Origin of the sequence: Pseudomonas sp. PDM27 (genome assembly GCF_019219205.1) — a bacterium.
Taxonomy (GTDB): domain Bacteria; phylum Pseudomonadota; class Gammaproteobacteria; order Pseudomonadales; family Pseudomonadaceae; genus Aquipseudomonas; species Aquipseudomonas laurylsulfatiphila.
Map to the genome: position 1 here is coordinate 1,028,814 of NZ_JAHUWF010000001.1, position 25,815 is coordinate 1,054,628.

23 protein-coding genes are annotated in these 25,815 nt (G+C 60.2%); 17 read left to right on the forward strand and 6 right to left on the reverse strand.

From position 1 onward, the window contains the following. Positions 1-332: 332 nt before the first annotated feature. The 17 genes from KW838_RS04615 (at position 333) to KW838_RS04695 (ending at position 19,391) form a co-directional block, all read left to right on the forward strand. Positions 333-1,085, forward strand: coding sequence for a secretin N-terminal domain-containing protein (locus tag KW838_RS04615; protein WP_218500542.1), 753 nt, complete (start codon positions 333-335; stop codon positions 1,083-1,085). Between the two features lie 472 nt (positions 1,086-1,557). Next, positions 1,558-2,883 carry an isocitrate lyase gene (gene aceA / locus KW838_RS04620; protein ID WP_007970439.1) on the forward strand — a complete coding sequence of 442 codons (1,326 nt, stop codon included), beginning with the start codon at positions 1,558-1,560 and terminating at the stop codon, positions 2,881-2,883. A gap of 568 nt (positions 2,884-3,451) precedes the next feature. Next, positions 3,452-3,865 carry an NADH-quinone oxidoreductase subunit A gene (locus KW838_RS04625; RefSeq protein ID WP_003223812.1) on the forward strand — a complete coding sequence of 138 codons (414 nt, stop codon included), beginning with the start codon at positions 3,452-3,454 and terminating at the stop codon, positions 3,863-3,865. A 10-nt stretch (positions 3,866-3,875) separates the two neighbouring features. Further along, on the forward strand, positions 3,876-4,550 hold the full coding sequence (locus tag KW838_RS04630; protein ID WP_007970441.1) for an NADH-quinone oxidoreductase subunit B family protein: 675 nt from the start codon (positions 3,876-3,878) through the stop codon (positions 4,548-4,550). A gap of 72 nt (positions 4,551-4,622) precedes the next feature. Further along, positions 4,623-6,407 carry an NADH-quinone oxidoreductase subunit C/D gene (nuoC, locus tag KW838_RS04635; protein WP_007981273.1) on the forward strand — a complete coding sequence of 595 codons (1,785 nt, stop codon included), beginning with the start codon at positions 4,623-4,625 and terminating at the stop codon, positions 6,405-6,407. 2 nt (positions 6,408-6,409) lie between these two features. Continuing rightward, positions 6,410-6,907 (forward strand): NADH-quinone oxidoreductase subunit NuoE, encoded by a 498-nt coding sequence (gene nuoE, locus KW838_RS04640; RefSeq protein ID WP_218500543.1) that lies wholly within the window; start codon positions 6,410-6,412, stop codon positions 6,905-6,907. After that, entirely contained in the window at positions 6,904-8,259 is a 1,356-nt protein-coding gene (gene nuoF, locus KW838_RS04645; protein ID WP_095966502.1) for an NADH-quinone oxidoreductase subunit NuoF, read from the forward strand. The genes nuoE and nuoF overlap by 4 nt, the downstream gene beginning before the upstream one ends. Positions 8,260-8,395: 136 nt before the next feature. Beyond that, a complete protein-coding gene (gene nuoG / locus KW838_RS04650; protein ID WP_218500544.1) occupies positions 8,396-11,110 on the forward strand; it encodes an NADH-quinone oxidoreductase subunit NuoG in 2,715 nt (904 codons plus the stop codon). Continuing rightward, positions 11,107-12,114: an NADH-quinone oxidoreductase subunit NuoH gene (nuoH, locus tag KW838_RS04655; protein ID WP_095966504.1), complete on the forward strand. Its 1,008-nt coding sequence runs from the start codon at positions 11,107-11,109 to the stop codon at positions 12,112-12,114. The genes nuoG and nuoH overlap by 4 nt, the downstream gene beginning before the upstream one ends. Before the next feature lie 12 nt (positions 12,115-12,126). Continuing rightward, complete coding sequence (nuoI, locus tag KW838_RS04660) at positions 12,127-12,672, forward strand: NADH-quinone oxidoreductase subunit NuoI (RefSeq protein ID WP_015094374.1); 546 nt, start codon at positions 12,127-12,129, stop codon at positions 12,670-12,672. A 9-nt stretch (positions 12,673-12,681) separates the two neighbouring features. Further along, positions 12,682-13,185: an NADH-quinone oxidoreductase subunit J gene (nuoJ, locus tag KW838_RS04665; protein WP_015094373.1), complete on the forward strand. Its 504-nt coding sequence runs from the start codon at positions 12,682-12,684 to the stop codon at positions 13,183-13,185. Positions 13,186-13,187: 2 nt separating this feature from the next. Further along, entirely contained in the window at positions 13,188-13,496 is a 309-nt protein-coding gene (gene nuoK, locus KW838_RS04670) for an NADH-quinone oxidoreductase subunit NuoK (protein ID WP_007946416.1), read from the forward strand. Beyond that, positions 13,493-15,346 carry an NADH-quinone oxidoreductase subunit L gene (nuoL, locus tag KW838_RS04675; RefSeq protein ID WP_218500545.1) on the forward strand — a complete coding sequence of 618 codons (1,854 nt, stop codon included), beginning with the start codon at positions 13,493-13,495 and terminating at the stop codon, positions 15,344-15,346. Before nuoK ends, nuoL begins: the two co-directional genes overlap by 4 nt. A 39-nt stretch (positions 15,347-15,385) precedes the next feature. Further along, positions 15,386-16,918: an NADH-quinone oxidoreductase subunit M gene (gene nuoM, locus KW838_RS04680; RefSeq protein ID WP_102699203.1), complete on the forward strand. Its 1,533-nt coding sequence runs from the start codon at positions 15,386-15,388 to the stop codon at positions 16,916-16,918. A 7-nt stretch (positions 16,919-16,925) separates the two neighbouring features. Further along, positions 16,926-18,389 carry an NADH-quinone oxidoreductase subunit NuoN gene (gene nuoN / locus KW838_RS04685; RefSeq protein ID WP_015094370.1) on the forward strand — a complete coding sequence of 488 codons (1,464 nt, stop codon included), beginning with the start codon at positions 16,926-16,928 and terminating at the stop codon, positions 18,387-18,389. 292 nt (positions 18,390-18,681) lie between these two features. Beyond that, positions 18,682-19,017 carry a type II toxin-antitoxin system Phd/YefM family antitoxin gene (locus KW838_RS04690; protein ID WP_371317817.1) on the forward strand — a complete coding sequence of 112 codons (336 nt, stop codon included), beginning with the start codon at positions 18,682-18,684 and terminating at the stop codon, positions 19,015-19,017. Next, positions 19,014-19,391, forward strand: coding sequence for a type II toxin-antitoxin system VapC family toxin (locus tag KW838_RS04695; protein WP_218500546.1), 378 nt, complete (start codon positions 19,014-19,016; stop codon positions 19,389-19,391). The genes KW838_RS04690 and KW838_RS04695 overlap by 4 nt, the downstream gene beginning before the upstream one ends. A gap of 112 nt (positions 19,392-19,503) precedes the next feature. Here the strand turns inward: KW838_RS04695 and KW838_RS04700 are convergent, their stop codons facing one another. The 6 genes from KW838_RS04700 to KW838_RS04725 form a co-directional block, all read right to left on the reverse strand. Beyond that, a complete protein-coding gene (locus KW838_RS04700) occupies positions 19,504-21,246 on the reverse strand; it encodes an ABC transporter substrate-binding protein (protein ID WP_218500547.1) in 1,743 nt (580 codons plus the stop codon). Positions 21,247-21,413: 167 nt separating this feature from the next. Further along, positions 21,414-21,686 (reverse strand): DUF2160 domain-containing protein, encoded by a 273-nt coding sequence (locus KW838_RS04705; protein ID WP_015094367.1) that lies wholly within the window; start codon positions 21,684-21,686, stop codon positions 21,414-21,416. Positions 21,687-21,696: 10 nt separating this feature from the next. Beyond that, complete coding sequence (locus KW838_RS04710) at positions 21,697-22,497, reverse strand: carbohydrate ABC transporter permease (protein ID WP_007970460.1); 801 nt, start codon at positions 22,495-22,497, stop codon at positions 21,697-21,699. Positions 22,498-22,507: 10 nt separating this feature from the next. After that, a complete protein-coding gene (locus tag KW838_RS04715) occupies positions 22,508-23,374 on the reverse strand; it encodes a carbohydrate ABC transporter permease (protein ID WP_102699213.1) in 867 nt (288 codons plus the stop codon). Beyond that, positions 23,371-24,486 (reverse strand): ABC transporter ATP-binding protein, encoded by a 1,116-nt coding sequence (locus tag KW838_RS04720; protein WP_102699214.1) that lies wholly within the window; start codon positions 24,484-24,486, stop codon positions 23,371-23,373. Before KW838_RS04720 ends, KW838_RS04715 begins: the two co-directional genes overlap by 4 nt. After that, on the reverse strand, positions 24,486-25,580 hold the full coding sequence (locus tag KW838_RS04725) for an ABC transporter ATP-binding protein (protein WP_015094365.1): 1,095 nt from the start codon (positions 25,578-25,580) through the stop codon (positions 24,486-24,488). The genes KW838_RS04720 and KW838_RS04725 overlap by 1 nt, the downstream gene beginning before the upstream one ends. Positions 25,581-25,815 lie beyond the last annotated feature (235 nt).

Here is a 25,815-nt window from a genome sequence, read left to right on the forward strand (position 1 = left end):
GCAAGCTCGCTCCCACAATAGATCTGTGAGTTGTTGAAGATTCTGGCAACACCATCGATCCCTGTGGGAGCGAGCTTGCTCGCGATAGCAGCCTCAAGAACACCACAAAACGCCCTGACATCACACGATGCCGGGGCGTTTTGCTGTCCAGGATTCAACTAGCGCCACTCCAGGCCGACAAACTGGCAATATCAACACATGCACCTGTAGGAGCGAGCTTGCTCGCGATGGACTTGAGAACGCCGCGGGGTGTCAGGCTTCACGCATTATCGTTCACGACCATCGCGAGCAAGCTCGCTCCTACACAAATCACAAAGCCGGAGATAACGGATATGTCCCTACGCGCCCTGCTCAGCACCCTGCTGGTAGCCTGCAGTTTTTCGGTCATGGCAGCCACAGAAATCGTGCCCCTGAACTACCGCACCAGCGCCGACCTGCTGCCGGTGGCGCAGGATTTCATCGGCAAGGACGGACAGGTCAGCGCCTACGGCAATCAACTCATCGTCAACGCCGATCAACGCAAGATCGACGAACTTAAAGCCCTTGTTTCCCAACTCGACACAGCACCCAAGCGCCTGCTGATCACTGTCGACACCAGCGACAACAACTTCCAGGGTGACCAGGGTACTTCAGCCAACGGCGCCAAGACCCGCATCATCAACTACAGCACCGACAGCCGTGACGGCGGCATTCAACAAGTGCAGGCCAGCGAAGGCGCACCGGCGCTGATCCAGGTCGGCCAGAGCGTGCCACTGACCAGCTCGCAGACCGATGGCTATGGCGACCTGCGCAGCCAGACCGAATACCGCAACGTCACCCAGGGCTTTTACGTCACCGCAAACGTCACCGGCGACATCGTTCACCTCTCGATCAGTACCAACCGTGACCGCATGAGCCAGGAACGTCAGGATGTAGTGAACGTGCAAAGTACCGACACAACCGTCACCGGCCACCTCGGTGAGTGGATCCTGCTGGCCGGGGTCAATGGCCAGACCCAGGCCGACAAACAGGGCCAGACCCGCAGCTACTCAACCCAGAGCCGCAACGACATGACTTTGCGGGTGAAAGTCGACACCTTGGACTAAACCACCGAAAACTGACTGGCGAGTCGTATTAGACCAAAGATGTAGTGCTTGAAAAAAAGCACTACAAAACGTTTGACGAGCCAAAAAAGCGAAGGCATGATGGCCTCGCTCCCGCTAATCAGGGGCCCTGGCAAGGGCCTTCGAGGCGATGTTCGCACCTACCCCGCGAACCGCTTCGTGTCTGTACCGCCCACAAGGTGTGTTTGACGAGGTTGTCGACTGGAACGAAGTTGTCCCGAGGGACGGAAGCGTAATAGGTAACCCGGCACCACACTGATGTTCGTACCAAGGCCCACGACGCCCGAATGCGCCCGCAGTTCGCCTTTACCTGCTCACTTCCCCTCGAGCCCATCGTTCATCCCGTCGCCCTCCCCGCCGAATCCGACTTGACGCTTAAGCTTCTGGTCAGCGAGCGCAGGAATTTTCCACCGCAGAACAACTTTTCATAAAGACGCGACGAGGTTTATCTCCCATGGCACTGACACGCGAACAGCAAATTGCAGCCCTCGAAAAAGACTGGGCTGAAAACCCGCGCTGGAAAGGCGTGACACGCACTTACTCCGCTGCTGACGTCGTCCGCCTGCGTGGCTCGGTTCAACCTGAGCACACCTTTGCAAAAATGGGCGCCGAGAAGCTGTGGAACCTGGTCACCCAGGGTGCCAAGCCAGCCTTCCGTCCTGAGAAAGATTTCGTCAACTGCATGGGCGCCCTGACCGGCGGCCAGGCTGTACAACAAGTCAAAGCCGGTATCCAGGCGATCTACCTGTCGGGCTGGCAGGTTGCTGCGGACAACAACTCCGCCGAATCGATGTACCCGGACCAGTCGCTGTACCCGGTGGACTCGGTTCCAACCGTGGTCAAGCGTATCAACAACTCGTTCCGTCGTGCCGACCAGATCCAGTGGAAAGCCGGCAAGAACCCGGGCGACGCAGGCTACATCGACTACTTCGCGCCGATCGTGGCTGACGCTGAAGCCGGTTTCGGCGGCGTACTGAACGCCTACGAGCTGATGAAGAGCATGATCGAAGCAGGCGCCGCCGGCGTTCACTTCGAAGACCAGCTGGCTTCCGTGAAGAAATGCGGCCACATGGGCGGCAAGGTACTGGTTCCTACCCAGGAAGCCGTACAGAAGCTGACCGCTGCCCGTCTGGCAGCTGACGTCGCCGGTACTCCGACCATCATCCTGGCCCGTACCGACGCCAACGCCGCTGACCTGCTGACGTCCGACTGCGACCCGTACGACCAGCCATTCGTGACTGGCGAACGCACCCAGGAAGGCTTCTACAAAGTGCGCGCCGGTCTGGACCAGGCCATCGCTCGCGGCCTGGCCTACGCTCCGTACGCCGACCTGATCTGGTGCGAAACCGCCAAGCCGGACCTGGACGAGGCTCGTCGCTTCGCTGAAGCGATCAAGAAGGAATACCCGGACCAACTGCTGTCGTACAACTGCTCGCCTTCCTTCAACTGGAAGAAAAACCTGGACGACGCGACCATCGCCAAGTTCCAGCGCGAACTGTCCGCCATGGGCTACAAGCACCAGTTCATCACCCTGGCCGGCATTCACAACATGTGGCACAGCATGTTCAACCTGGCGCACGACTACGCCCGCAACGACATGACTGCCTACGTGAAGCTGCAAGAGCAGGAATTCGCTGACGCCGCCAAAGGCTACACCTTCGTGGCTCACCAGCAGGAAGTGGGCACCGGCTACTTCGACGACATGACCACCGTGATCCAGGGTGGCTCGTCTTCGGTAACTGCACTGACCGGTTCGACTGAAGAAGAACAGTTCCACTGATCTGCTTCGCCTGAGACATCAGCCGCTGCGGACTGAATAGAAAGCTAACCGCAGCGCTGCACATCTGACGCCCCGACCGCCTGGTTCGGGGCGTTTTTTTGCCTGCGATTTCACCAACACCACACTCTCCCTGTAGGAGCGAGCCTGCTCGCGAAAAACTCAAGGACGCCGCTGGGGAATCTGGTTCCCCGCGTTATCGTTCACGACCATCGCGAGCGAGCTCGCTCCTACAAGTAACGCCCATATAAGACAACTTCCCGAGTATCTGAAGGACAAGCAGTATAAAAACCAAGCCAAACAATATTGATTATCATTTAGCTATAACTATGTTCGTTACATTCCTTACAAAACATAATTGACGAAATGCCGGCTAATGCCCACGGGCCAAGGGCCACAGGGCTTTTGGGGTTCCCTATGTCCTTATTCCTATAAATAATTTCGCTATAGGAATTTTACTTGCCGGGTGTTTAGCCATAAAATCAGCGGGATTGATTGCTGCGACATATCGTCACTGCTTTTGTTTCTTTTCAAGCTCAGAGACCTTTGCTCTCTGTTAAGGATTACCAGCATGCCCGAAGCGACAGGACTCATGGCCCACAACTGGGGCTTTGCCATTTTCCTTCTAGGCGTTGTCGGCCTCTGCGCCTTCATGCTGGGTGTCTCCAGCCTCCTCGGGTCAAAAGCCTGGGGCCGCAGCAAAAACGAACCGTTCGAGTCCGGCATGCTACCTACAGGTGGCGCCCGCTTGCGGCTCTCAGCCAAATTCTATCTGGTCGCGATGCTCTTCGTGATCTTCGATATCGAAGCCCTCTTTCTCTTTGCATGGTCTGTGTCCGTCCGCGAAAGCGGCTGGACCGGATTCGTCGAAGCTCTCGTTTTCATAGCAATTCTGTTGGCAGGCCTTGTCTACCTATTCCGAGTGGGCGCCCTTGACTGGGCTCCGGAAGCTCGGCGCAAGCGGCAAGCGAAGCTGAAACAATGAGGCTTTGGCAATGCAATACAATCTCACCAGGATCGACCCCGATGCTCCTAACGAGCAGTATCCGATTGGCCAGCGGGAAACCGTTTCCGATCCGTTAGAAGATCAAGTCCACAAAAACATTTTCATGGGCAAGCTCGAAGACGTGCTCAACGGCACGATCAACTGGGGGCGCAAGAACTCCCTGTGGCCGTATAACTTCGGTCTTTCGTGCTGCTACGTGGAAATGACCACCGCCTTCACGGCGCCCCACGACATCGCGCGCTTTGGCGCCGAGGTTATCCGGGCATCGCCGCGCCAGGCGGATTTCATGGTTATCGCCGGTACCTGCTTCATCAAGATGGCGCCGATCATTCAGCGTCTCTACGAGCAAATGCTCGAGCCTAAATGGGTCATTTCCATGGGTTCGTGCGCCAACTCCGGTGGCATGTACGACATCTACTCCGTCGTTCAAGGGGTGGACAAGTTCCTGCCCGTGGACGTCTACGTGCCTGGCTGCCCGCCCCGCCCTGAAGCTTTCCTGCAAGGCCTGATGCTGTTGCAGGAGTCGATTGGCCAGGAGCGTCGCCCACTTTCCTGGGTCGTTGGCGATCAAGGCGTGTATCGCGCCGAGATGCCTTCCGAGAAGGAAAAGCGCCGCGAACAGCGTATTCAGGTAACCAACCTGCGCAGCCCCGACGAAGTCTGATCCAGATCTGCTGTTTCAAAGAAACGAGAAGCTGGCTTCATTCTTTACGTTGACCGAAAGCGATAAATAACCATGACTACAGGCAGTGCTCTGTACATCCCGCCTTACAAGGCAGACGACCAGGATGTGGTCGTCGAACTGAACAACCGTTTTGGCCCGGAGGCGTTCACCGCCCAGCCTACCCGCACCGGCATGCCGGTGCTTTGGGTTGCCCGCGCCAAACTCGTCGAAGTCCTGACTTTCCTGCGTAACCTGCCCAAGCCGTACGTCATGCTCTATGACCTGCACGGCGTGGACGAGCGTCTGCGCACCAAGCGTCAAGGGCTGCCGAACGGCGTCGACTTCTCCGTGTTCTACCACTTGATGTCGATCGAGCGTAATAGTGACGTAATGATCAAGGTCGCCTTGTCCGAGAGCGACCTCAGCCTGCCGACCGTCACCAGCATCTGGCCGAACGCCAACTGGTACGAGCGTGAAGTCTGGGACATGTTCGGCATCGACTTCAAAGGCCACCCGCACCTGTCGCGCATCATGATGCCGCCGACCTGGGAAGGTCACCCGCTGCGCAAGGACTTCCCGGCGCGCGCCACCGAGTTCGATCCGTTCACCCTGAACCTGGCCAAGCAGCAGCTCGAAGAAGAGTCCGCGCGCTTCAAGCCGGAAGACTGGGGCATGAAACGCTCCGGCCCGAACGAGGACTACATGTTCCTCAACCTCGGCCCGAACCACCCTTCGGCGCACGGTGCGTTCCGCATCATCCTGCAGCTGGACGGTGAAGAGATCGTCGATTGCGTACCGGACGTCGGTTACCACCACCGTGGTGCCGAGAAAATGGCCGAGCGTCAGTCGTGGCACAGCTTCATCCCGTACACCGACCGTATCGATTACCTCGGCGGCGTGATGAACAACCTGCCGTACGTGCTCTCGGTCGAGAAGCTGGCCGGCATCAAGGTGCCGGAGAAGGTCGACGTCATCCGCATCATGATGGCCGAGTTCTTCCGGATCACCAGCCACCTGCTGTTCCTGGGTACCTACATCCAGGACGTCGGCGCCATGACCCCGGTGTTCTTCACCTTCACCGACCGCCAGCGCGCCTACACGGTGATCGAGGCCATTACCGGTTTCCGCCTGCACCCGGCCTGGTACCGCATCGGTGGCGTCGCCCACGACCTGCCGCGCGGCTGGGAAAAGCTGGTCAAGGACTTCGTCGAGTGGATGCCCAAGCGTCTGGACGAATACCAGAAAGCCGCCCTGGACAACAGCATCCTGCGTGGCCGGACCATCGGCGTTGCCGACTACAACACCAAAGAGGCCCTGGAATGGGGCGTCACCGGTGCCGGCCTGCGTTCGACCGGTTGCGACTTCGACCTGCGTAAAGCGCGCCCGTACTCGGGCTACGAGAACTTCGAATTCGAAGTGCCGCTGGCCGCCAATGGCGATGCCTACGACCGCTGCATCGTGCGTGTCGAAGAGATGCGCCAGAGCATCAGGATCATCGACCAGTGCCTGCGCAACATGCCGGAAGGCCCGTACAAGGCGGATCACCCGCTGACCACGCCGCCGCCGAAAGAGCGCACCCTGCAGCACATCGAAACCTTGATCACGCACTTCCTGCAGGTTTCGTGGGGCCCGGTCATGCCGGCCAACGAATCCTTCCAGATGATCGAAGCGACCAAGGGCATCAACAGTTATTACCTGACGAGCGATGGCGGCACCATGAGCTACCGCACCCGGATTCGTACCCCAAGCTTCCCGCACCTGCAGCAGATCCCTTCGGTGATCAAAGGCAGCATGGTCGCGGACTTGATCGCGTACCTGGGTAGTATCGATTTCGTTATGGCCGACGTGGACCGCTAAGCATGAACAGCACGCTTATCCAGACAGACCGTTTCACCTTTAGTGAAACCGAGCGCTCGGCCATCGAGCACGAGTTGCATCACTACGAAGACCCGCGCGCGGCGTCGATCGAAGCCCTGAAGATCGTCCAGAAGGAGCGTGGCTGGGTGCCGGACGGCGCCCTGTACGCCATCGGCGAGATCCTCGGCATCCCGGCCAGCGACGTTGAAGGCGTGGCGACGTTCTACAGCCAGATCTTCCGTCAGCCGGTCGGCCGCCACATCATTCGCGTCTGCGACAGCATGGTCTGCTACATCGGCGGCCACGAGTCCGTGGTCAGCGAAATCCAGAGCAAGCTCGGCATCGGCCTGGGTCAGACCACCACCGACGGTCGCTTCACCCTGCTGCCGGTCTGCTGCCTCGGCAACTGCGACAAGGCGCCGGCGCTGATGATCGACGACGACACGTTCGGTGATGTGCAGCCAGCAGGCGTTGCCAAATTGCTCGAGGGCTACGTATGACCCTGACTTCCTTCGGTCCAGCCAACCGCATCAAGCGTTCGGCCGAGACTCACCCGCTCACCTGGCGTCTGCGCGATGACGGCGAAGCCGTATGGCTCGACGAGTACCAGGCCAAGAACGGTTACGCCGCTGCGCGCAAGGCCTTCGCCGACATGGCCCAGGACGACATCGTCCAGACCGTGAAAGATTCCGGCCTCAAGGGTCGCGGCGGTGCGGGCTTCCCCACGGGCGTGAAGTGGGGCCTGATGCCCAAGGACGAATCCATCAACATCCGCTACCTGCTGTGCAACGCGGATGAAATGGAGCCGAACACCTGGAAAGACCGCATGCTGATGGAGCAACTGCCCCATCTGCTGATCGAAGGCATGCTGATCAGCGCCCGTGCGCTGAAAACCTACCGCGGCTACATCTTCCTGCGTGGCGAATACACCACCGCCGCCAAGCACCTCAACCGTGCCGTGGAAGAAGCCAAGGCAGCGGGCCTTTTGGGCAAGAACATCCTGGGCAGCGGTTTCGATTTCGAGCTGTTCGTCCACACCGGTGCCGGGCGTTACATCTGCGGTGAAGAAACCGCACTGATCAACTCCCTCGAAGGCCGCCGCGCCAACCCGCGCTCCAAGCCGCCCTTCCCTGCTGCCGTTGGCGTGTGGGGCAAGCCGACTTGCGTGAACAACGTCGAGACCCTGTGCAACGTGCCGGCAATCATTGCCGACGGCGTGGACTGGTATAAATCCCTGGCTCGCGAAGGCAGCGAAGACATGGGCACCAAGCTCATGGGCTTCTCCGGCAAGGTCAAGAACCCGGGCCTGTGGGAGTTGCCGTTCGGCGTCACCGGTCGCGAGCTGTTCGAAGACTACGCCGGTGGCATGCGCGACGGTTACAAGCTCAAGTGCTGGCAGCCAGGCGGCGCCGGTACCGGCTTCCTGTTGCCGGAACACCTGGACGCACAAATGTACGCCGGCGGCATCGCCAAAGTGGGCACCCGCATGGGTACCGGCCTGGCCATGGCGGTGGACGACAGCGTCAACATGGTGTCCCTGCTGCGCAACATGGAGCAGTTCTTCGCCCGCGAATCCTGTGGCTTCTGCACCCCGTGCCGCGATGGCTTGCCATGGAGCGTCAAGCTCCTGATGGCCATCGAGAACGGTGAAGGCCAGCCAGGCGACATCGAGACCCTGCTGGGTCTGGTCGGTTTCCTCGGCCCAGGCAAGACCTTCTGTGCTCACGCACCGGGCGCCGTGGAGCCGTTGGGCAGCGCAATCAAATACTTCCGTCCAGAGTTCGAAGCCGGTATCGCGCCTGTCAGCGCCGCCGTCCCGCCTCTGGCAAGGCCGATCGTAGTCGGCGCGTAACCGCTTAAAAAGGCGAAGGGTCCGTGCCCTTCGCTTTTCGTGTGATGACGCCGTAAGCGGCTGTGTTGATTCACGCGAATGACAAGATTCCATTAGCCACGCCCGCTGACACCGGGCCAACGAAGAACTTTGAACCATGGCCACTATCCACGTAGACGGCAAAGAGCTCGAAGTCGATGGGGCAGACAACCTGTTACAGGCATGTCTGTCGCTAGGCCTCGATATCCCTTATTTCTGCTGGCACCCTGCCCTGGGCAGCGTTGGCGCTTGCCGCCAGTGCGCGGTCAAGCAGTACACCGACGAGAACGACACCCGTGGTCGCATCGTCATGTCCTGCATGACCCCTGCCACCGACAACACCTGGATCTCCATCGAAGATGAAGAGTCCAAGGCGTTCCGCGCCAGTGTTGTTGAATGGCTGATGACCAACCACCCTCACGACTGCCCGGTCTGTGAGGAAGGCGGTCACTGCCACCTGCAAGACATGACGGTAATGACCGGCCACAACGAGCGCCGTTACCGCTTCACCAAGCGTACCCACCAGAACCAGCAACTGGGCCCGTTCATTTCCCACGAAATGAACCGCTGCATCGCTTGCTACCGCTGCGTGCGCTTCTACAAGGACTACGCTGGCGGCACCGATCTCGGTGTGTTCGGCGCACACGACAACGTGTACTTCGGTCGCGTTGAAGACGGCACCCTGGAAAGCGAGTTCTCCGGCAACCTCACCGAGGTCTGCCCGACCGGTGTGTTCACCGACAAGACTCACTCCGAGCGCTACAACCGCAAGTGGGACATGCAGTTCTCGCCGAGCATCTGCCATGGCTGCTCCAGCGGTTGCAACATCTCCCCGGGCGAGCGTTACGGCGAACTGCGCCGCATCGAAAACCGCTTCAACGGTTCGGTGAACCAGTACTTCCTGTGCGACCGTGGCCGCTTCGGCTATGGCTACGTCAACCGCGAAGACCGTCCACGTCAGCCGCTGCTGGCCAACGGCACCAAGCTGAGCCTCGACGACGCGCTGGATAAAGCTGCTGATTTGCTGCGCGGTCGCAACATCGTCGGTATCGGTTCGCCTCGCGCCAGCCTCGAAAGCAACTACGCGTTGCGCGAGCTGGTCGGTGCCGAGCACTTCTACTCGGGTATCGAAGCCGCCGAACTGGAGCGCATCCGCCTGGTCCTGCAAGTGCTCAAAGACAGCCCGCTGCCAGTGCCGAACATGCGCGACATCGAAGACCACGACGCCGTGTTCGTCCTCGGTGAAGACCTGACCCAGACGGCTGCGCGCATGGCCCTGTCCCTGCGCCAATCGGTCAAGGGCAAGGCCGAAGACATGGCCGACGCCATGCGCGTCCAGCCTTGGCTCGACGCCGCCGTGAAGAACATCGGCCAGCACGCGCTGAACCCGCTGTTCATCGCCAGCCTGGCTGAAACCAAGCTCGACGACATCGCCGAAGAGTGCGTTCACGCCGCTCCCGACGACCTGGCCCGCATCGGTTTCGCCGTGGCGCACGCCCTCGACGCCAGCGCGCCTGCCGTTGAAGGCCTGGACGCTGAAGCCCTCGAACTGGCCAAGCGCATCGCCGACGCCCTGCTCGCGGCCAAGCGCCCACTGATCATCGCCGGTACTTCCCTGGGCTCCAAAGCCCTGATCGAAGCTGCCGCGAACATCGCCAAGGCCCTGAAGCTGCGCGAGAAGAACGGTTCCATCAGCCTGATCGTGCCGGAGGCCAACAGCCTCGGCCTGGCCATGCTCGGTGGCGAATCGGTCGACGCCGCGCTGCAAGCGGTGATCGATGGCAAGGCCGACGCCATTGTCGTGCTGGAAAACGATCTGTACACCCGTACCGACAAGGCCCGTGTCGATGCCGCCCTGACTGCCGCGAAAGTGCTGATCGTCGCCGACCATCAGAAGACCGCCACCAGCGATCGCGCGCACCTGGTGCTGCCAGCTGCCAGCTTCGCTGAAGGCGACGGTACCCTGGTCAGCCAGGAAGGCCGCGCCCAGCGCTTCTTCCAGGTCTTCGATCCGAAGTACATGGACGCGAGCATCCTGGTCCACGAAGGCTGGCGCTGGCTGCATGCCCTGCGCGCCACCCTGCTGAACCAGCCGATCGACTGGACCCAGCTGGACCACGCCACCGCCGCTGTCGCTTCCAGCACCCCGGTCCTGAACCGCATTGTCGACGCCGCACCGTCCGCCGCGTTCCGCATCAAGGGCATGAAACTGGCCCGTGAACCGCTGCGCTACTCCGGTCGTACCGCCATGCGCGCCGACATCAACGTGCACGAACCGCGTACCCCGCAGGACAAGGACACCGCGTTCGCCTTCTCCATGGAAGGTTACTCGGGTTCGGCCGAACCGCGTCAGCAAGTGCCATTCGCCTGGTCTCCGGGCTGGAACTCGCCGCAAGCCTGGAACAAGTTCCAGGACGAAGTCGGTGGTCACATCCGCGCTGGCGACCCGGGCACCCGCCTGATCGAAAGCACCGGTGACTCGCTGAACTGGTTCGCCAGCGTTCCGCGCGCGTTCAACCCGGCTCCAGGCACCTGGCAGGTCGTGCCGTTCTTCCACCTGTTCGGCAGCGAAGAAAACTCTTCGAAAGCCGCTCCGGTCCAGGAACGCATTCCGGCTGCCTACGTCGCACTGGCCAAGTCCGAAGCCGACCGCCTGGGCGTCAACGACGGTGCCATGCTGAGCCTGAACGTGGCCGGCCAGACCCTGCGTCTGCCGTTGCGCATCAATGAAGAGCTGGGCGCAGGCCTGGTGGCATTGCCTGCGGGCATCGCCGGCATTCCGCCAGCGATCTTTGGCAAATCCGTTGACGGTCTGCAGGAGGCAGCTCAATGACCTGGTTCACTCCTGAAGTGATCGACATCATCATCACGGTCCTCAAGGCCGTGGTGATTCTGCTCGCCGTGGTGGTTTGCGGCGCCCTGCTGAGCTGGGTCGAGCGTCGTTTGCTCGCCCTCTGGCAGGACCGTTACGGTCCGAACCGCGTCGGCCCGTTCGGCGCGTTCCAGATCGCCGCCGACATGATCAAGATGTTCTTCAAGGAAGACTGGACGCCTCCATTCGCCGACAAGATGATCTTCACCCTGGCACCGGTCGTGGCCATGAGCGCCCTGCTGATTGCCTTCGCGATCATCCCGATCACCCCGACCTGGGGCGTGGCGGACATCAACATCGGCATCCTGTTCTTCTTCGCCATGGCTGGCCTCTCGGTCTACGCGGTGCTGTTCGCCGGCTGGTCGAGCAACAACAAGTTCGCCCTGCTGGGCAGCTTGCGTGCCTCGGCGCAGACTGTGTCGTACGAAGTGTTCATGGGCCTGTCGCTGATGGGCATCGTGATCCAGGTCGGCTCGTTCAACATGCGCGACATCGTTGAATATCAAGCGCAGAACCTGTGGTTCATCATTCCGCAGATCTTCGGGTTCCTGACCTTCTTCATCGCTGGCGTGGCCGTGACTCACCGTCACCCGTTCGACCAGCCGGAAGCGGAACAGGAACTGGCCGACGGTTACCACATTGAATACGCCGGCATGAAATGGGGCATGTTCTTCGTCGGCGAGTACATTGGCATCGTGTTGATTTCGGCGCTGCTGGTGACCTTGTTCTTCGGTGGCTGGCACGGTCCGTTCGGCCTCCTGCCGCAGATCCCGTTCATCTGGTTCGCACTGAAAACCGCGTTCTTCATCATGATCTTCATCCTGCTGCGCGCTTCGATCCCGCGCCCACGGTATGACCAAGTGATGGATTTCAGCTGGAAGTTCTGCCTGCCGCTGACCCTCGTCAACATGCTGGTGACCGCTGCGATCGTGTTGCTCAACACGCCCGCCGTCGCGGCTCAGTGAGGATAGAGAATCATGAAGTACATATTTGACATCGTGCATGGCTTCTACACCCAGCTTCGCAGCCTGGTGATGATTTTCGGCCACGCCTTCCGCAAGCGCGACACGCTGCAGTACCCGGAAGAACCGGTCTACCTGCCGCCGCGCTACCGTGGACGTATCGTCCTGACCCGCGACCCCGATGGCGAAGAGCGTTGCGTAGCCTGCAACCTGTGCGCCGTGGCCTGCCCGGTCGGTTGCATCTCGCTGCAGAAAGCTGAAACCGAAGACGGTCGCTGGTACCCGGACTTCTTCCGCATCAACTTCTCGCGCTGCATTTTCTGTGGCCTCTGCGAGGAAGCCTGCCCGACCACCGCGATCCAGCTGACACCGGATTTCGAGATGGCCGAGTTCAAACGTCAGGACCTGGTCTACGAGAAAGAAGATCTGCTGATCTCCGGCCCCGGCAAAAACCCTGATTACAACTTCTATCGTGTTGCAGGTATGGCGATTGCCGGGAAGCCGAAAGGCTCCGCGCAGAACGAAGCCCAGCCGATCAACGTGAAGAGCTTGCTGCCTTAAGGAAGAAAGATGGAATTCGCTTTCTATTTCGCATCGGGTATCGCTGTGGTGTCCACGCTTCGCGTGATCACCCACACCAACCCTGTGCACGCCCTGCTCTACCTGATCATTTCGCTGATCGCCGTGGCCATGACGTTCTTCGCCCTCGGCGCACCGTTTGCCGGTGTCCTGGAAGTGATCGCCTACGCTGGCGCCATCATGGTGCTGTTCGTGTTCGTGGTGATGATGCTGAACCTGGGCCCGGCCTCGGTTCAGCAGGAGCGCGCCTGGCTCAAGCCCGGCATCTGGGGCGGCCCGGTCCTCCTCGCCACGCTGCTGCTGGTGGAACTGCTGTACGTGCTGTTCTCCCACCAGACCGGTGAAGCCATCGGCCACACCACCGTAGACGCCAAGGCCGTGGGCATCAGCCTGTTCGGTCCTTACCTGCTGGTGGTTGAACTCGCCTCGATGCTGCTGCTCGCCGCAGCCGTCACGGCGTTCCACTTGGGCCGCAACGAAGCCAAGGAGCAATGACGATGCCTGCTATCCCCATGGAGCATGGTCTGGCGGTCGCCGGCATCCTGTTCTGCCTCGGTCTGGTCGGCCTGATGGTCCGCCGCAACATCCTTTTCGTGCTGATGAGCCTGGAGGTCATGATGAATGCCTCCGCCTTGGCGTTCATCGTTGCCGGTAGCCGCTGGGCGCAGCCGGATGGACAGATCATGTTCATCCTGGTGATCAGCCTGGCAGCCGCCGAGGCCAGTATTGGCCTGGCGATCCTGCTGCAACTGTATCGCCGCTTCCACACGCTCGATATCGACGCTGCCAGTGAGATGCGCGGATGAACCTTCTCTATCTGACTTTCGTATTCCCTCTCATCGGTTTCCTGCTGCTGTCGTTCTCCCGTGGACGCATCTCGGAAAACCTGGCCGCGTTGATTGGCGTCGGCTCCATCGGTCTGTCGGCGATCGTTACCGCCTATGTGATCTGGCAATTCAACGTCGCCCCGCCGGAAGGCGGCCACTACACCCAGGTGTTGTGGCAGTGGATGGCGGTGGAAGGCTTCACGCCGAACTTCGCCCTGTACCTGGACGGCCTGTCCTTGACCATGCTCGGTGTGGTCGTCGGCGTCGGCTTCCTGATCCACCTGTTCGCGTCCTGGTACATGCGCGGTGAAGCCGGTTACTCGCGTTTCTTCGCCTACACCAACCTGTTCATCGCCAGCATGCTGTTCCTCGTGCTGGGCGATAACCTGTTGTTCCTGTACTTCGGCTGGGAAGGCGTGGGCCTGTGCTCGTACCTGTTGATCGGTTTCTACTACAGCAACCGCAACAACGGTAACGCCGCACTCAAAGCCTTCATCGTGACCCGCATCGGTGACGTGTTCATGGCCATCGGCCTGTTCATTCTGTTTGCCCAACTGGGCACGCTGAACGTCCAGGAACTGCTGGTGCTGGCACCGCAGAAATTCCAGGCCGGCGACTTCTGGATGGTCATGGCCACCCTGATGCTGCTGGGTGGCGCTGTCGGTAAATCCGCACAACTGCCACTGCAAACCTGGCTGGCGGACGCGATGGCCGGCCCTACTCCGGTTTCGGCACTGATCCACGCCGCAACCATGGTGACCGCCGGTGTCTACCTGATCGCCCGTACCCACGGCCTGTTCACCCTGGCGCCGGAAATCCTGCACCTGGTAGGCATTGTCGGTGGCGTGACCCTGGTCCTGGCAGGTTTTGCAGCCCTGGTTCAGACCGACATCAAGCGTATCCTCGCCTACTCGACCATGAGCCAGATCGGCTACATGTTCCTGGCCCTGGGCGTTGGTGCCTGGGATGGCGCGATCTTCCACCTGATGACCCACGCCTTCTTCAAGGCCCTGCTGTTCCTTGCATCCGGTGCGGTGATCGTTGCCTGCCACCACGAGCAGGACATCTTCAAGATGGGCGGTCTGTGGAAGAAACTGCCACTGGCCTACGCCAGCTTCATCGTCGGTGGCGCGGCCCTGGCGGCCCTGCCACTGGTGACCGCGGGCTTCTACTCCAAGGACGAAATTCTCTGGGAAGCGTTTGCCAGCGGTAACGAAGGTCTGCTGTATGCAGGTCTGGTCGGTGCGTTCATGACTTCGCTGTACACCTTCCGCCTGATCTTCATCGCGTTCCACGGTGAAGCGAAGACCGAAGCCCACGCCGGTCACGGCATTGCCCACTGGCTGCCACTGTCGGTACTGATCGTACTGTCGACCTTCGTCGGCGCAATGATCGTTCCGCCGCTGCACGGCGTGCTGCCTGAGAGCGTCGGCCATGCCGGCGGCGAAGCCAAGCACAGCCTGGAAATCGCCTCGGGCGCCATCGCCCTGGCCGGTATCCTGCTGTCCGCGCTGCTGTTCCTCGGCAAGCGTCGCTTCGTGACGGCCATCGCCAACAGCGGCATCGGCCGTGTCCTTTCGGCCTGGTGGTTCGCTGCCTGGGGCTTCGACTGGATCTACGACAAACTGTTCGTCAAGCCGTACCTGGCGATCAGCCACATCCTGCGCAAAGACCCGCTCGACCAGACCATCGGTCTGATCCCGCGCATGGCCAAAGGCGGTCACACCGCCCTGAGCCGTACCGAGACCGGTCAACTGCGTTGGTACGCCGCCTCGATGGCTGCTGGTGCCGTGCTGGTCATCGGCGCCGTCGTGCTGGTAGCGGTCTGATATGAACCTTGCGAATTTGCGAAAGGAAACGAACCCGTCATGATTCTGCCTTGGCTAATCCTGATCCCCTTCATCGGCGGCCTGCTGTGCTGGATGGGTGAGCGCTTCGGCGCCACCCTCCCCCGCTGGATTGCGCTGATCACCATGTCCCTGCTGCTTTCCCTCGGCCTCTGGCTGTGGGCCAACGGTGACTATTCATTCGCTCCGGCACCGGGTGCCGATCCGACCTGGGCGCTTGAGTTCAAGCATGTCTGGATCCAGCGCTTCGGCATCAACGTGCACCTGGCCCTCGACGGCCTGTCGCTGTTGATGATCATGCTGACCGGCCTGCTGGGTGTCCTCTCGGTACTCTGCTCGTGGAAAGAGATCCAGCGTCACGTGGGCTTCTTCCACCTGAACCTGATGTGGATCCTGGGCGGTGTCGTCGGCGTGTTCCTCGCCCTCGACCTGTTCATGTTCTTCTTCTTCTGGGAAATGATGCTGGTGCCGATGTACTTCCTCATCGCGCTCTGGGGTCACAGTTCTTCGGACGGCAAGAAAACCCGGATCTACGCGGCGACCAAGTTCTTCATCTTCACTCAGGCTTCCGGCCTGATCATGCTGGTGGCGATCCTGGGCCTGGTACTGGTCAACTTCAACGACACCGGCGTGATTACCTTCAACTACGCCGACCTGTTGAAGACCAAGATGTCGACGACCACCGAGTACATCCTGATGCTCGGCTTCTTCATCGCCTTCGCGGTCAAGCTGCCCGTGGTGCCGTTCCACTCCTGGCTGCCTGACGCTCACGCCCAGGCACCGACTGCAGGTTCCGTCGACCTCGCCGGTATCTTGCTGAAAACCGCTGCCTACGGCCTGCTGCGTTTCGCCCTGCCGCTGTTCCCGAATGCCTCGGCCGAGTTCGCGCCGTTCGCCATGACCCTGGGTCTGATCGGGATCTTCTACGGTGCGTTCCTGGCGTTCGCGCAAACCGACATCAAGCGTCTGATCGCCTTCTCGTCCGTTTCCCACATGGGCTTCGTACTGATCGGCATCTACTCCGGCAGCCAACTGGCGCTGCAGGGCGCGGTGATGCAGATGCTGGCCCACGGCCTGTCGGCGGCGGCACTCTTTATCCTGAGCGGCCAGCTGTACGAACGCACTCACACCCGCGACATGCGCGAAATGGGTGGCCTGTGGTCGAAGATCGCCTACCTGCCGGCCCTCAGCCTGTTCTTCGCGGCGGCGTCCCTGGGCCTGCCGGGTACCGGTAACTTCGTCGGTGAGTTCCTGATCCTGATCGGCACCTTCCCGATCGCCCCATGGGTCACCATCATCGCGACGTCCGGCCTGGTGTTCGGTTCGGTCTACTCGTTGATCATGATCCATCGTGCCTACTTCGGCCCGGCCAAATCGGACGCGGTGATGCATGGCATGGACGGTCGCGAAATGATCATGGTGGTCGGTCTGGCTGCACTGCTGATCTACATCGGCGTGTACCCACAACCGTTCCTCGATACCTCTGCCGCGACGATGCATGGCGTGCAGCAGTGGCTCGGCACCGCCTTCACTCAACTCGCTTCGGCCCGGTAAGAGCGCTATGGAATTCACGACTCAACACTTTATCGCGCTAGCGCCGCTGTTGATTACCAGCGCCACGATCATCGTGGTGATGCTGGCAATTGCCTGGCGCCGCAACCACTCCCAGACCTTCCTGCTGTCCGTGGCGGGTCTGAACCTGGCGTTGCTGTCGATCCTGCCAGCCTTGAAGGTCGCGCCATTGGCCGTGACCCCACTGCTGCAAATCGATAGCTTCGCTTGCCTGTACATGGCACTGATCCTGGTCGCCACCCTCGCTTGTGTCACCCTCGCCCACGCCTACCTCGGCGATGGCGGCACGGGGTACCCGGGCAACCGCGAAGAACTGTACCTGCTGATCCTGATGGCCGCCGCCGGTGGCCTGGTGCTGGTCAGCGCGCAGCACCTGGCCGGGTTGTTCATCGGTCTGGAACTGCTGTCGGTGCCGGTCTACGGTCTGGTGGCCTATGCCTTCTTCAACAAGCGTTCGCTGGAAGCCGGTATCAAGTACATGGTGCTGTCGGCTGCCGGCTCCGCGTTCCTGTTGTTCGGTATGGCCCTGCTGTACGCAGACTCCGGCTCCCTGAGCTTCGTCGGCATCGGCCAGGCGCTGGCGGCTACTGGCCTGCCAAGCTCGCTGGCACAGCTGGGCCTGGGCATGATGCTGATCGGCCTGGCGTTCAAGCTGTCGCTGGTGCCCTTCCACCTCTGGACTCCAGACGTCTACGAGGGTGCTCCGGCACCGGTCGCAGCGTTCCTGGCCACCGCTTCCAAAGTGGCCGTGTTCGCAGTGATGGTGCGCCTGTTCCAGATCTCGCCAGCGGCCAGCAGCGGCGTGCTGAGCGACGTGCTGACCATCATCGCCATTGCGTCGATCCTGTTCGGTAACCTGCTGGCACTGACCCAGAGCAACCTCAAGCGTCTGCTGGGTTACTCGTCCATCGCCCACTTCGGCTACCTGCTGATCGCCCTGGTGGCGAGCAAGGGCCTGGCCGTGGAAGCCATCGGCGTGTACCTGGTCACCTACGTGATCACCAGCCTCGGCGCCTTCGGCGTGATCACCCTGATGTCCTCGCCGTACAAAGGCCGTGACGCAGACGCGCTGTACGAATACCGTGGCCTGTTCTGGCGGCGTCCGTACCTGACTGCCGTACTGACCGTGATGATGCTGTCCCTGGCCGGTATCCCGCTGACCGCGGGCTTCATCGGCAAGTTCTACATCATCGCCACCGGTGTCGAGTCGCACCAATGGTGGCTGGTCGGTTCCCTGGTACTGGGCAGCGCCATCGGCGTGTTCTACTACCTGCGTGTGATGGTCACCCTGTACCTGATCGAACCGAACCTGCGTCGCGTCGACGCCCAGCTGCACTGGGAACAACGTGCAGGCGGCGTGATGCTGCTGGCCATCGCGGTACTGGCCTTCTTCCTCGGCCTGTACCCACAACCGCTGCTGAACCTGGTTCAACAGTCGGGCCTGGCGGGTTGATCGCTTAGGCGACTCTCGGCAACAAACAAAAACGGCACCTTCGGGTGCCGTTTTTGCGTTTGGGGGGGCAAGGTCAAAAGATCGCAGCCTGCGGCAGCTCCTACATTCGGGAGGCGTACAGCCTGTAGGAGCTGCCGCTGGCTGCGATCTTTTAATCTTCATTGCCTACCCTCTTTTCAGAAAGTATTTGTCTGGCGATCAGCGATTGATGACATCCGGCGACTGCTCCGAACGCTAATGTGAGCGACGGGCTTACAGGAGTATTCAAATGAAACAAGAACCGATGGTGATGATGTGCAATGAAATGGCGAAACCGACCTATGGTTCGCTTGCCTTTGCCACCCCGAAAAATTCTGGCTATATTTATCCAGAATATGGGAGAGAAATCATGATCGTCGTTCCGTTGGCCGAAGCAAAAAACAATCTGTCCAAACTCGTCGATGATGCGGCGGCCGGCCAGATCATAACGATTGCCAAGCATGGTCGAGCCTTGGCCCGCCTTGTTCCCGTAGGAAAAACCAGCGGGAAGCGTATCGGTGCGATGAAAGGCAAACTGGTTCTGGCTGAAGACTTCGATGCACCACTGCCGGACGACATGCTGGATGCTTTTGAAGGAACCCACGAATGAGGGTTCTGCTGGACACTCATGTTTTGCTTTGGGCTCTCAGCGATGACCCCAAACTATCCGGAAAGGCTAGAAAGCTTATTGAAGACGCTGCCGACATATACATCAGCGCAGCGACATTCTGGGAAATGGCGATCAAGGTCGGGCTGGGAAAGCTGAATGTTGACCTGGAAGAAATCCGCCAGTACTGCCTCGAAAGCGGTTTCATCGAATTGCCAGTGACCTCAGAACATGCCATTGCCGTGAAAGACCTCGAACATCACCATCGTGACCCGTTCGACCGCCTCATTGTTGCAACCGCGATGACTGAACCCATGAAACTTCTAACGTCTGACCCATTGGTGGCCAAGTACACGGATTTGGCTATTTTGATTTAGTCAGCCCATCTCCGATCAAATGTGGGAGCGGGCTTGCTCGCGAAGACTGTAGGTCAAGCACAAATGAAAACGGCACCTTTCGGTGCCGTTCGCCTTTCACATTCCCAAACACTTACTTACGCGCATCCGCCCACGATTTCAGCAGCTCGCTGTAGCTCACGGTTTCGCCTTTCGGTTTCTCGTTTTCAAGTTTAGGTTTCGGAGCGCCCGGCTGATCGAACCAGTACTGAGCATCGCGCTCGGGGTTCATTTTCGGTGCGCAGCTGGCTTGTGCCTTCGAACGCTCCAGGCGGGTCATGATCGCGTCCTGATCCTTGGCCAGGCCGTCGAGTGCCTGTTGCGGGGTTTTGTCGCCGCTGGCCGCTTCGGCGATGTGGCTCCACCACAACTGCGCGAGGCGAGGATAATCAGGTACGTTGGTCCCGGTCGGGGTCCATTGCACGCGGGCCGGGCTGCGGTAGAACTCCACCAGGCCACCGAGTTTCGGCGCCAGGTCGGTCATCGCTTGTGAGTTGATGTCCGATTCGCGGATAGGCGTCAGGCCGACGATGGTTTTCTTCAGCGACACGGTTTTCGAAGTCACGAACTGCGCATAGAGCCAGGCCGCCAGTTTCTGCTTCTCAGGCGTGGACTTCATGAAGGTCCAGGAACCCACGTCCTGATAACCCAACTTCATGCCCTCTTCCCAGTACGGTCCCCGTGGTGACGGCGCCATGCGCCATTTCGGCGTGCCATCGGCGTTCATCACCGCCAGGCCTGGCTTGGTCATGTCGGCGGTGAAGGCGGTGTACCAGAAAATCTGCTGGGCGATGCTGCCCTGGGAGGGCACCGGGCCGGATTCGGAGAAGGTCATGCCCGCCGCTTCCGGAGGCGCGTACTTTTTCAGCCAGTCGACGTACTTGGTGGTGGCGAACACCGCCGCCGGGCCGTTGGTGTCGCCGCCGCGGGTCACGCTGGAACCCACCGGGTGGCAGTCCTCGACACGAATGCCCCACTCGTCCACCGGCAAGCCGTTGGGGATGCCCTTGTCGCCGCCACCGGCCATGGAGAACCAGGCATCGGTGAAGCGCCAGCCCAGGGACGGGTCCTTCTTGCCGTAGTCCATGTGCCCGTAGACGCGCTTGCCGTCGATCTCCTTGACGTCTTCACTGAAGAACTTGGCAATGTCTTCATAGGCCGACCAGTTCACCGGAACGCCCAGCTCGTAGCCGTACTTTTCCTTGAACTTGGCCTTGAGGTCCGCGCGTTCGAACCAGTCGGCACGGAACCAGTACAGGTTGGCGAACTGCTGGTCAGGCAACTGGTAGATCTTGCCGTCCGGCGCAGTGGTGAAGGAAATGCCGATGAAGTCCTTGATGTCGAGGGTCGGCGAGGTGAAGTCCTTGCCTTCGTTCGCCATCAGGTCGGTGATCGATTCGGTCTTGCCGTACCGAAAGTGCGTACCGATCAAGTCCGAGTCGTTGACCCAGCCGTCATAGATGCTCTTGTCCGATTGCATCACGGTCTGCAGCTTTTCCACCACGTCGCCTTCCTGCAGCAGGTCGTGGGTCAGCTTGATCCCGGTGATCTCGGTGAAGGCCTTGGCCAGGACCTTGGACTCATACTCGTGGGTAGCGATGGTTTCCGAGACCACCTTGATGTTCATTCCGCGGAAGGGCTCCGCCGCCTTGATAAACCACTTCAATTCTTCCAGCTGCTGATCGGCCGTCAGTGTGGATGGCTTGAATTCACTGCCGATCCATTTTTTTGCGGCATCTTCGTAGGCATCGGCCCAGGCCGAAGCGCTCAAACCGCTGAGTGCCAGCATGGCTGCCAATGAAATGCTATGTCGCAGCTTATTGTTTTTGTCGAACATAAGACCTCCTTTTAGGGTTTCGGAGCAGGCTCTGTACGAGAGCTGCCTGCGCGTCGATCATGCTGCGTTAAAAACAGGCTCGGTATGCTCATTGACTGACGTCAACTCCGCTACCTCGCCTGTTTTTGCCTTGCCTGATCGCCGCTCGGCGATCTCTCGTACAGACCCTAGCCCCAACGCATCACAGCCAACAGCCACACCAGGGACAACGCGAACGCCACCCAGATGCTCCAGTCGGTGACGCCGATTACCAGCAAATGCAGGTAGGCGCTGCCGAGAAGACCGATGAACAAGCGATCGCCACGGGTGGTGGCAATCGGTAGCAAACCTCGCCGAAGCACGCTCGGCGAACGCAACTCCCAGGTGGTCATGCCCACCAGGATCAAGGCAATGACGCCGAAGAACGCCGCCGTGGGGGCGGTCCAACTCATCCATTCCATCATCAGCTCCTCATACCCGGCCCAGGGCAAAGCCCTTGGCCACGTGGTTGCGAACAAACCAGATCACCAGCATGCCCGGCAGGATGGTCAACACCCCCGCCGCCGCCAGTACACCCCAGTCGATACCGGATGCCGAAACGGTGCGGGTCATCACCGCCGCGATGGGTTTGGCGTTCACCGAGGTGAGGGTTCGCGCCAGCAGCAGTTCGACCCAGGAAAACATGAAGCAGAAGAACGCCGTCACACCGATGCCGGAGCCGATCAACGGGATGAAGATCTTCACGAAGAACTTGGGAAAACTGTAGCCATCAATGTAGGCGGTTTCGTCGATTTCCTTGGGTACGCCGGACATGAAGCCTTCGAGAATCCACACCGCCAGCGGCACGTTGAACAGGCAGTGAGCCAGGGCCACGGCAATATGGGTGTCGAACAACCCGATCGACGAATACAGCTGGAAGAATGGCAACAGGAACACCGCTGGTGGCGCCATGCGGTTGGTCAGCAGCCAGAAGAACAGGTGCTTGTCGCCCAGGAAGCGATAACGCGAAAACGCATAAGCCGCCGGCAGTGCCACGGTCAGGGAAATGATCGTGTTCAGGCTCACGTAATACGCAGAGTTGATGTAGCCGGTATACCAGCTCGGGTCGGTGAAGATCACCTTGTAGTTGGCCAGGGTGAAATCCTGCGGAAACAGCGTCAGGCCGCCGAGGATTTCGCTGTTGCTCTTGAAGGACATGTTCAGCAGCCAGTAGATCGGCACCAGCAGGAACAGGATGTAGAGCAGCAAAGGGATAAGCTTTCTTTTGCTCATGGCGCGGGCCTCAACGGTTGGCGTCAGAGTGAGTCATGGCGGTGTAGAACAGCCAGGACACCAACAGGATGATCAGGAAGTACACCAGCGAGAACGCCGCGGCCGGCCCCAGGTCGAATTGCCCTACGGCCATCTGCGTCAGGGTCTGGCTGAGGAAGGTCGTGGCATTGCCCGGGCCGCCGCCGGTCAGCACGAACGGCTCGGTGTAGATCATGAAACTGTCCATGAAACGCAGCATCACCGCGATCAGCAGCACGCTCTTGAGTTTGGGCAACTGAATGTGCCGGAACACCGCCCAGGCCGAGGCACGGTCGATCCGCGCCGCCTGGTAATACACATCCGGAATCGCCCGCAACCCGGAGAAACACAACAGCGCCACCAGCGAGGTCCAGTGCCAGACGTCCATCACCAGCACGGTGACCCAGGCGTCCATGGTGTTCGCCGCATAGTTGTAGTTGATTCCCATGGCCTTGAGGCTCGCCCCCAGCAAGCCGATGTCGGCGCGGCCGAAGATCTGCCAGATGGTGCCGACCACGTTCCACGGGATCAGTAGCGGGATCGCCAGCACGATCAGCACCACCGACGACCAGCGGCCCTTGGTCGGCATGGTCAGGGCGATGGCGATGCCCAGCGGAATTTCGATCAGCAGCACGCAGGCGGAATAGATGAACTGGCGCAACAGCGAGTCGTGCAGCCGAGGGTCGAGCAGTACCTGCTTGTACCAATCGGCACCGACGAAATAGCGGCTGGACTGGTCGAAGATGTCCTGCACCGAATAGTTGACCACGGTCATCATCGGGATCACCGCACTGAACGCCACCAGCAGGAACACCGGCAGCACCAGCCACCAGGCCTTGTTGTTCTGCACCTTGTTCATGGCTGCACCTCTTGGCTGGCATGGGCTTCGAGCAGGAAATCATCGGCATAGACCATCAGCCATTGCGCAGGAAAACTGATGTAGGCCGTGCCCTGCGGCACCGGTTTGTCTTCGGCCAGGCGCACTTTCAGGGGCGTGCCATCGAGGTCGAGGCTCATGATCTTGTAGGTACCCAGGTCTTCGACGTGTACGACCTGTGCCCGCAGCGCATCATCAAAGGCTTCGTCCCACACATGGACGAACTCCGGGCGAATGCCGACCTTCAGGGTTTTCCATTCGGATTCGGCGATGCGTCGCTGCATGGCCTCGGACAGCGGCAGGTGGGTCGAGGCGAACCCGACGCCCCCCGGTTGCGGCTGAACCTCGATCAGGTTCATCCCCGGGCTGCCGATGAAGTAGCCAACAAAAGTGTGGCTCGGGCGCTCGAACAGTTCCCGTGGTGTGCCGAACTGCACGATCTGCCCGCCGTACATCACCGCAATCTTGTCGGCGAAGGTCGAGGCCTCCAGTTGATCGTGGGTGACGTAGACCATGGTGATGTTGAACTGCTCGTGGATCTGCTTGAGCTTGCGTCGCAGTTTCCACTTCAGGTGCGGGTCGATCACCGTCAGCGGCTCGTCGAACAGGATCGCCGACACATCGTCGCGCACCAGCCCGCGGCCCATGGAGACTTTCTGTTTTTCGTCGGCGGTGAGGTTGCGCGCCTTTTTGCTCAGCAGATTCTGCAGGTCGAGGACTTCGGCGATTTCCTGCACCTTGGTATGAATCCTTGCCTCGGCCATGCCCTGGTTGCGCAGGGGGAAGGCCAGGTTGTCGAACACCGTCATGGTGTCGTAGACCACCGGGAACTGAAAAACCTGAGCAATGTTGCGCTTCTCCGGCGTCAGGTCGTTGACCGCTTTGCCGTCGAACAGCACATGGCCCTGGGACGGACTGAGCAGCCCGGAAATAATGTTGAGCAAGGTTGATTTGCCACAGCCCGACGGACCGAGCAACGCATAGGCGCCGCCCTGCTCCCAGATGTGGTCCATCTCGCGGATCGCGTAGTCCTCAGGTCCCACCGGGGTTTTGGTGTAGCTGTGGGCGAGGTTCTGCAAACGGATTTCGGCCATCAGGCTACCCTCGCGACACGCTGGCCCGGCGCCTGCACCAGCCGGCCCTGCGTATCGAACACAAACAGTTTATGGGTCGGGATGTAGATACGGATCGGCGCATCGACGTCGTATTCGTGAACTCCCGGCAGGTGCAGCACCAGCAGGAAATGCTCGTTGCGCACGTGCAGGAAGGTTTCCGACCCACTGATCTCGGCCACCTCGACGGTCACCGCCAGTTCAAGGTCATCGTCATTGCTCGGCACCAGCGAGATATGGCTGGGTCGCACGCCGAAACGGAACTCGCCCTCGCCCACCGGGCGCAAATCGACGTTCAGCGGAAAGTGCACGAAGTTGGCGAAACTCACTTCGTTGCCGGCAATGCGCCCCGGCATCAGGTTGATCGGCGGTTCGGAGAACAGCTCCGCGGCCAGCACGGTTTGCGGCTGGTGATAGACCGAAGACGACTGGCCGCTCTGGATTACCCGGCCTTCGTGAAGAATGGTGGTGGTACCGCCCAGGGCCAGGGCCTCGTTGGGTTCGGTGGTGGCGTAGATCGCGATGGTATGGCGCGCCTTGAACAGCTCGCGCATTTCCTGGCGCAGTTCCTCGCGCAACTTGTAGTCGAGGTTGACCAGCGGCTCGTCGAACAGGATCAACTCGGCATCCTTGACCAGCGCCCGGGCCATGGCCGTGCGTTGTTGCTGGCCACCGGAAAGCTCCAGCGGATAACGCTTCAGAAATTTTTCGATGCGCAGCATCTTCGCGGTTTCCAGCACCTTGCTCTGGATCAGCTCGCTGGATACACCGGCCTGGCGCAGCGGCGAGGCGATGTTGTCGAACACCGTCATGGTCGGGTAATTGATGAATTGCTGATAAACCATCGACACATTGCGCAAGCGCACCGGCCGTTGGGTAACATCGACGCCGTTCATCAGGATGCGGCCGCTGTCGGGCTTGTCCAGACCGGCCATCAGGCGCATCAGGCTGGTTTTGCCGGACAGGGTGCGACCCAGCAAAACGTTGAAGGAACCGGGTTCAAAACTCAGGTTGGCATCGTCGATCCAGGTCTGGCCCTCGACGGTGCGGCTGACGTGCTCCAGGGTGAGTGACATGGCTCGGCCTTTTATTATTGGAGTCAAGCGACCGGAGCGATAAAGCGACATCCGTGCCAAAAATCCCAAGCCGTTGATTTAGCTTGAAATGAGTGAAAACCACAGCCCGTCCACGTTCGTTGCTGAACACAAATGAACAATCTGAAATGAACAATTGAACAGTTCACCCATTGACAGTGAACAATAGTGAACAACACTCTAGACACCGTTCACGCCTCCCTGTAGGAGCTGCCGC

Bases quoted from the DNA above. Each gene is read 5' to 3' on its own strand.
- KW838_RS04715 (WP_102699213.1), bottom strand. From the start codon at position 23,374: ATGAACAAGGTGCAGAACAACAAGGCCTGGTGGCTGGTGCTGCCGGTG.
- KW838_RS04695 (WP_218500546.1), top strand. From the start codon at position 19,014: ATGAGGGTTCTGCTGGACACTCATGTTTTGCTTTGGGCTCTCAGCGAT.
- nuoL (WP_218500545.1), top strand. From the start codon at position 13,493: ATGAACCTTCTCTATCTGACTTTCGTATTCCCTCTCATCGGTTTCCTG.
- KW838_RS04700 (WP_218500547.1), bottom strand. From the start codon at position 21,246: ATGTTCGACAAAAACAATAAGCTGCGACATAGCATTTCATTGGCAGCC.
- KW838_RS04720 (WP_102699214.1), bottom strand. From the start codon at position 24,486: ATGGCCGAAATCCGTTTGCAGAACCTCGCCCACAGCTACACCAAAACC.
- aceA (WP_007970439.1), top strand. From the start codon at position 1,558: ATGGCACTGACACGCGAACAGCAAATTGCAGCCCTCGAAAAAGACTGG.
- nuoK (WP_007946416.1), top strand. From the start codon at position 13,188: ATGCCTGCTATCCCCATGGAGCATGGTCTGGCGGTCGCCGGCATCCTG.
- nuoC (WP_007981273.1), top strand. From the start codon at position 4,623: ATGACTACAGGCAGTGCTCTGTACATCCCGCCTTACAAGGCAGACGAC.
- KW838_RS04625 (WP_003223812.1), top strand. From the start codon at position 3,452: ATGCCCGAAGCGACAGGACTCATGGCCCACAACTGGGGCTTTGCCATT.
- KW838_RS04710 (WP_007970460.1), bottom strand. From the start codon at position 22,497: ATGAGCAAAAGAAAGCTTATCCCTTTGCTGCTCTACATCCTGTTCCTG.
- nuoJ (WP_015094373.1), top strand. From the start codon at position 12,682: ATGGAATTCGCTTTCTATTTCGCATCGGGTATCGCTGTGGTGTCCACG.
- nuoG (WP_218500544.1), top strand. From the start codon at position 8,396: ATGGCCACTATCCACGTAGACGGCAAAGAGCTCGAAGTCGATGGGGCA.
- nuoN (WP_015094370.1), top strand. From the start codon at position 16,926: ATGGAATTCACGACTCAACACTTTATCGCGCTAGCGCCGCTGTTGATT.
- KW838_RS04615 (WP_218500542.1), top strand. From the start codon at position 333: ATGTCCCTACGCGCCCTGCTCAGCACCCTGCTGGTAGCCTGCAGTTTT.
- nuoE (WP_218500543.1), top strand. From the start codon at position 6,410: ATGAACAGCACGCTTATCCAGACAGACCGTTTCACCTTTAGTGAAACC.
- KW838_RS04705 (WP_015094367.1), bottom strand. From the start codon at position 21,686: ATGGAATGGATGAGTTGGACCGCCCCCACGGCGGCGTTCTTCGGCGTC.
- KW838_RS04690 (WP_371317817.1), top strand. From the start codon at position 18,682: ATGTGCAATGAAATGGCGAAACCGACCTATGGTTCGCTTGCCTTTGCC.
- nuoM (WP_102699203.1), top strand. From the start codon at position 15,386: ATGATTCTGCCTTGGCTAATCCTGATCCCCTTCATCGGCGGCCTGCTG.
- nuoH (WP_095966504.1), top strand. From the start codon at position 11,107: ATGACCTGGTTCACTCCTGAAGTGATCGACATCATCATCACGGTCCTC.
- nuoF (WP_095966502.1), top strand. From the start codon at position 6,904: ATGACCCTGACTTCCTTCGGTCCAGCCAACCGCATCAAGCGTTCGGCC.
- nuoI (WP_015094374.1), top strand. From the start codon at position 12,127: ATGAAGTACATATTTGACATCGTGCATGGCTTCTACACCCAGCTTCGC.
- KW838_RS04725 (WP_015094365.1), bottom strand. From the start codon at position 25,580: ATGTCACTCACCCTGGAGCACGTCAGCCGCACCGTCGAGGGCCAGACC.
- KW838_RS04630 (WP_007970441.1), top strand. From the start codon at position 3,876: ATGCAATACAATCTCACCAGGATCGACCCCGATGCTCCTAACGAGCAG.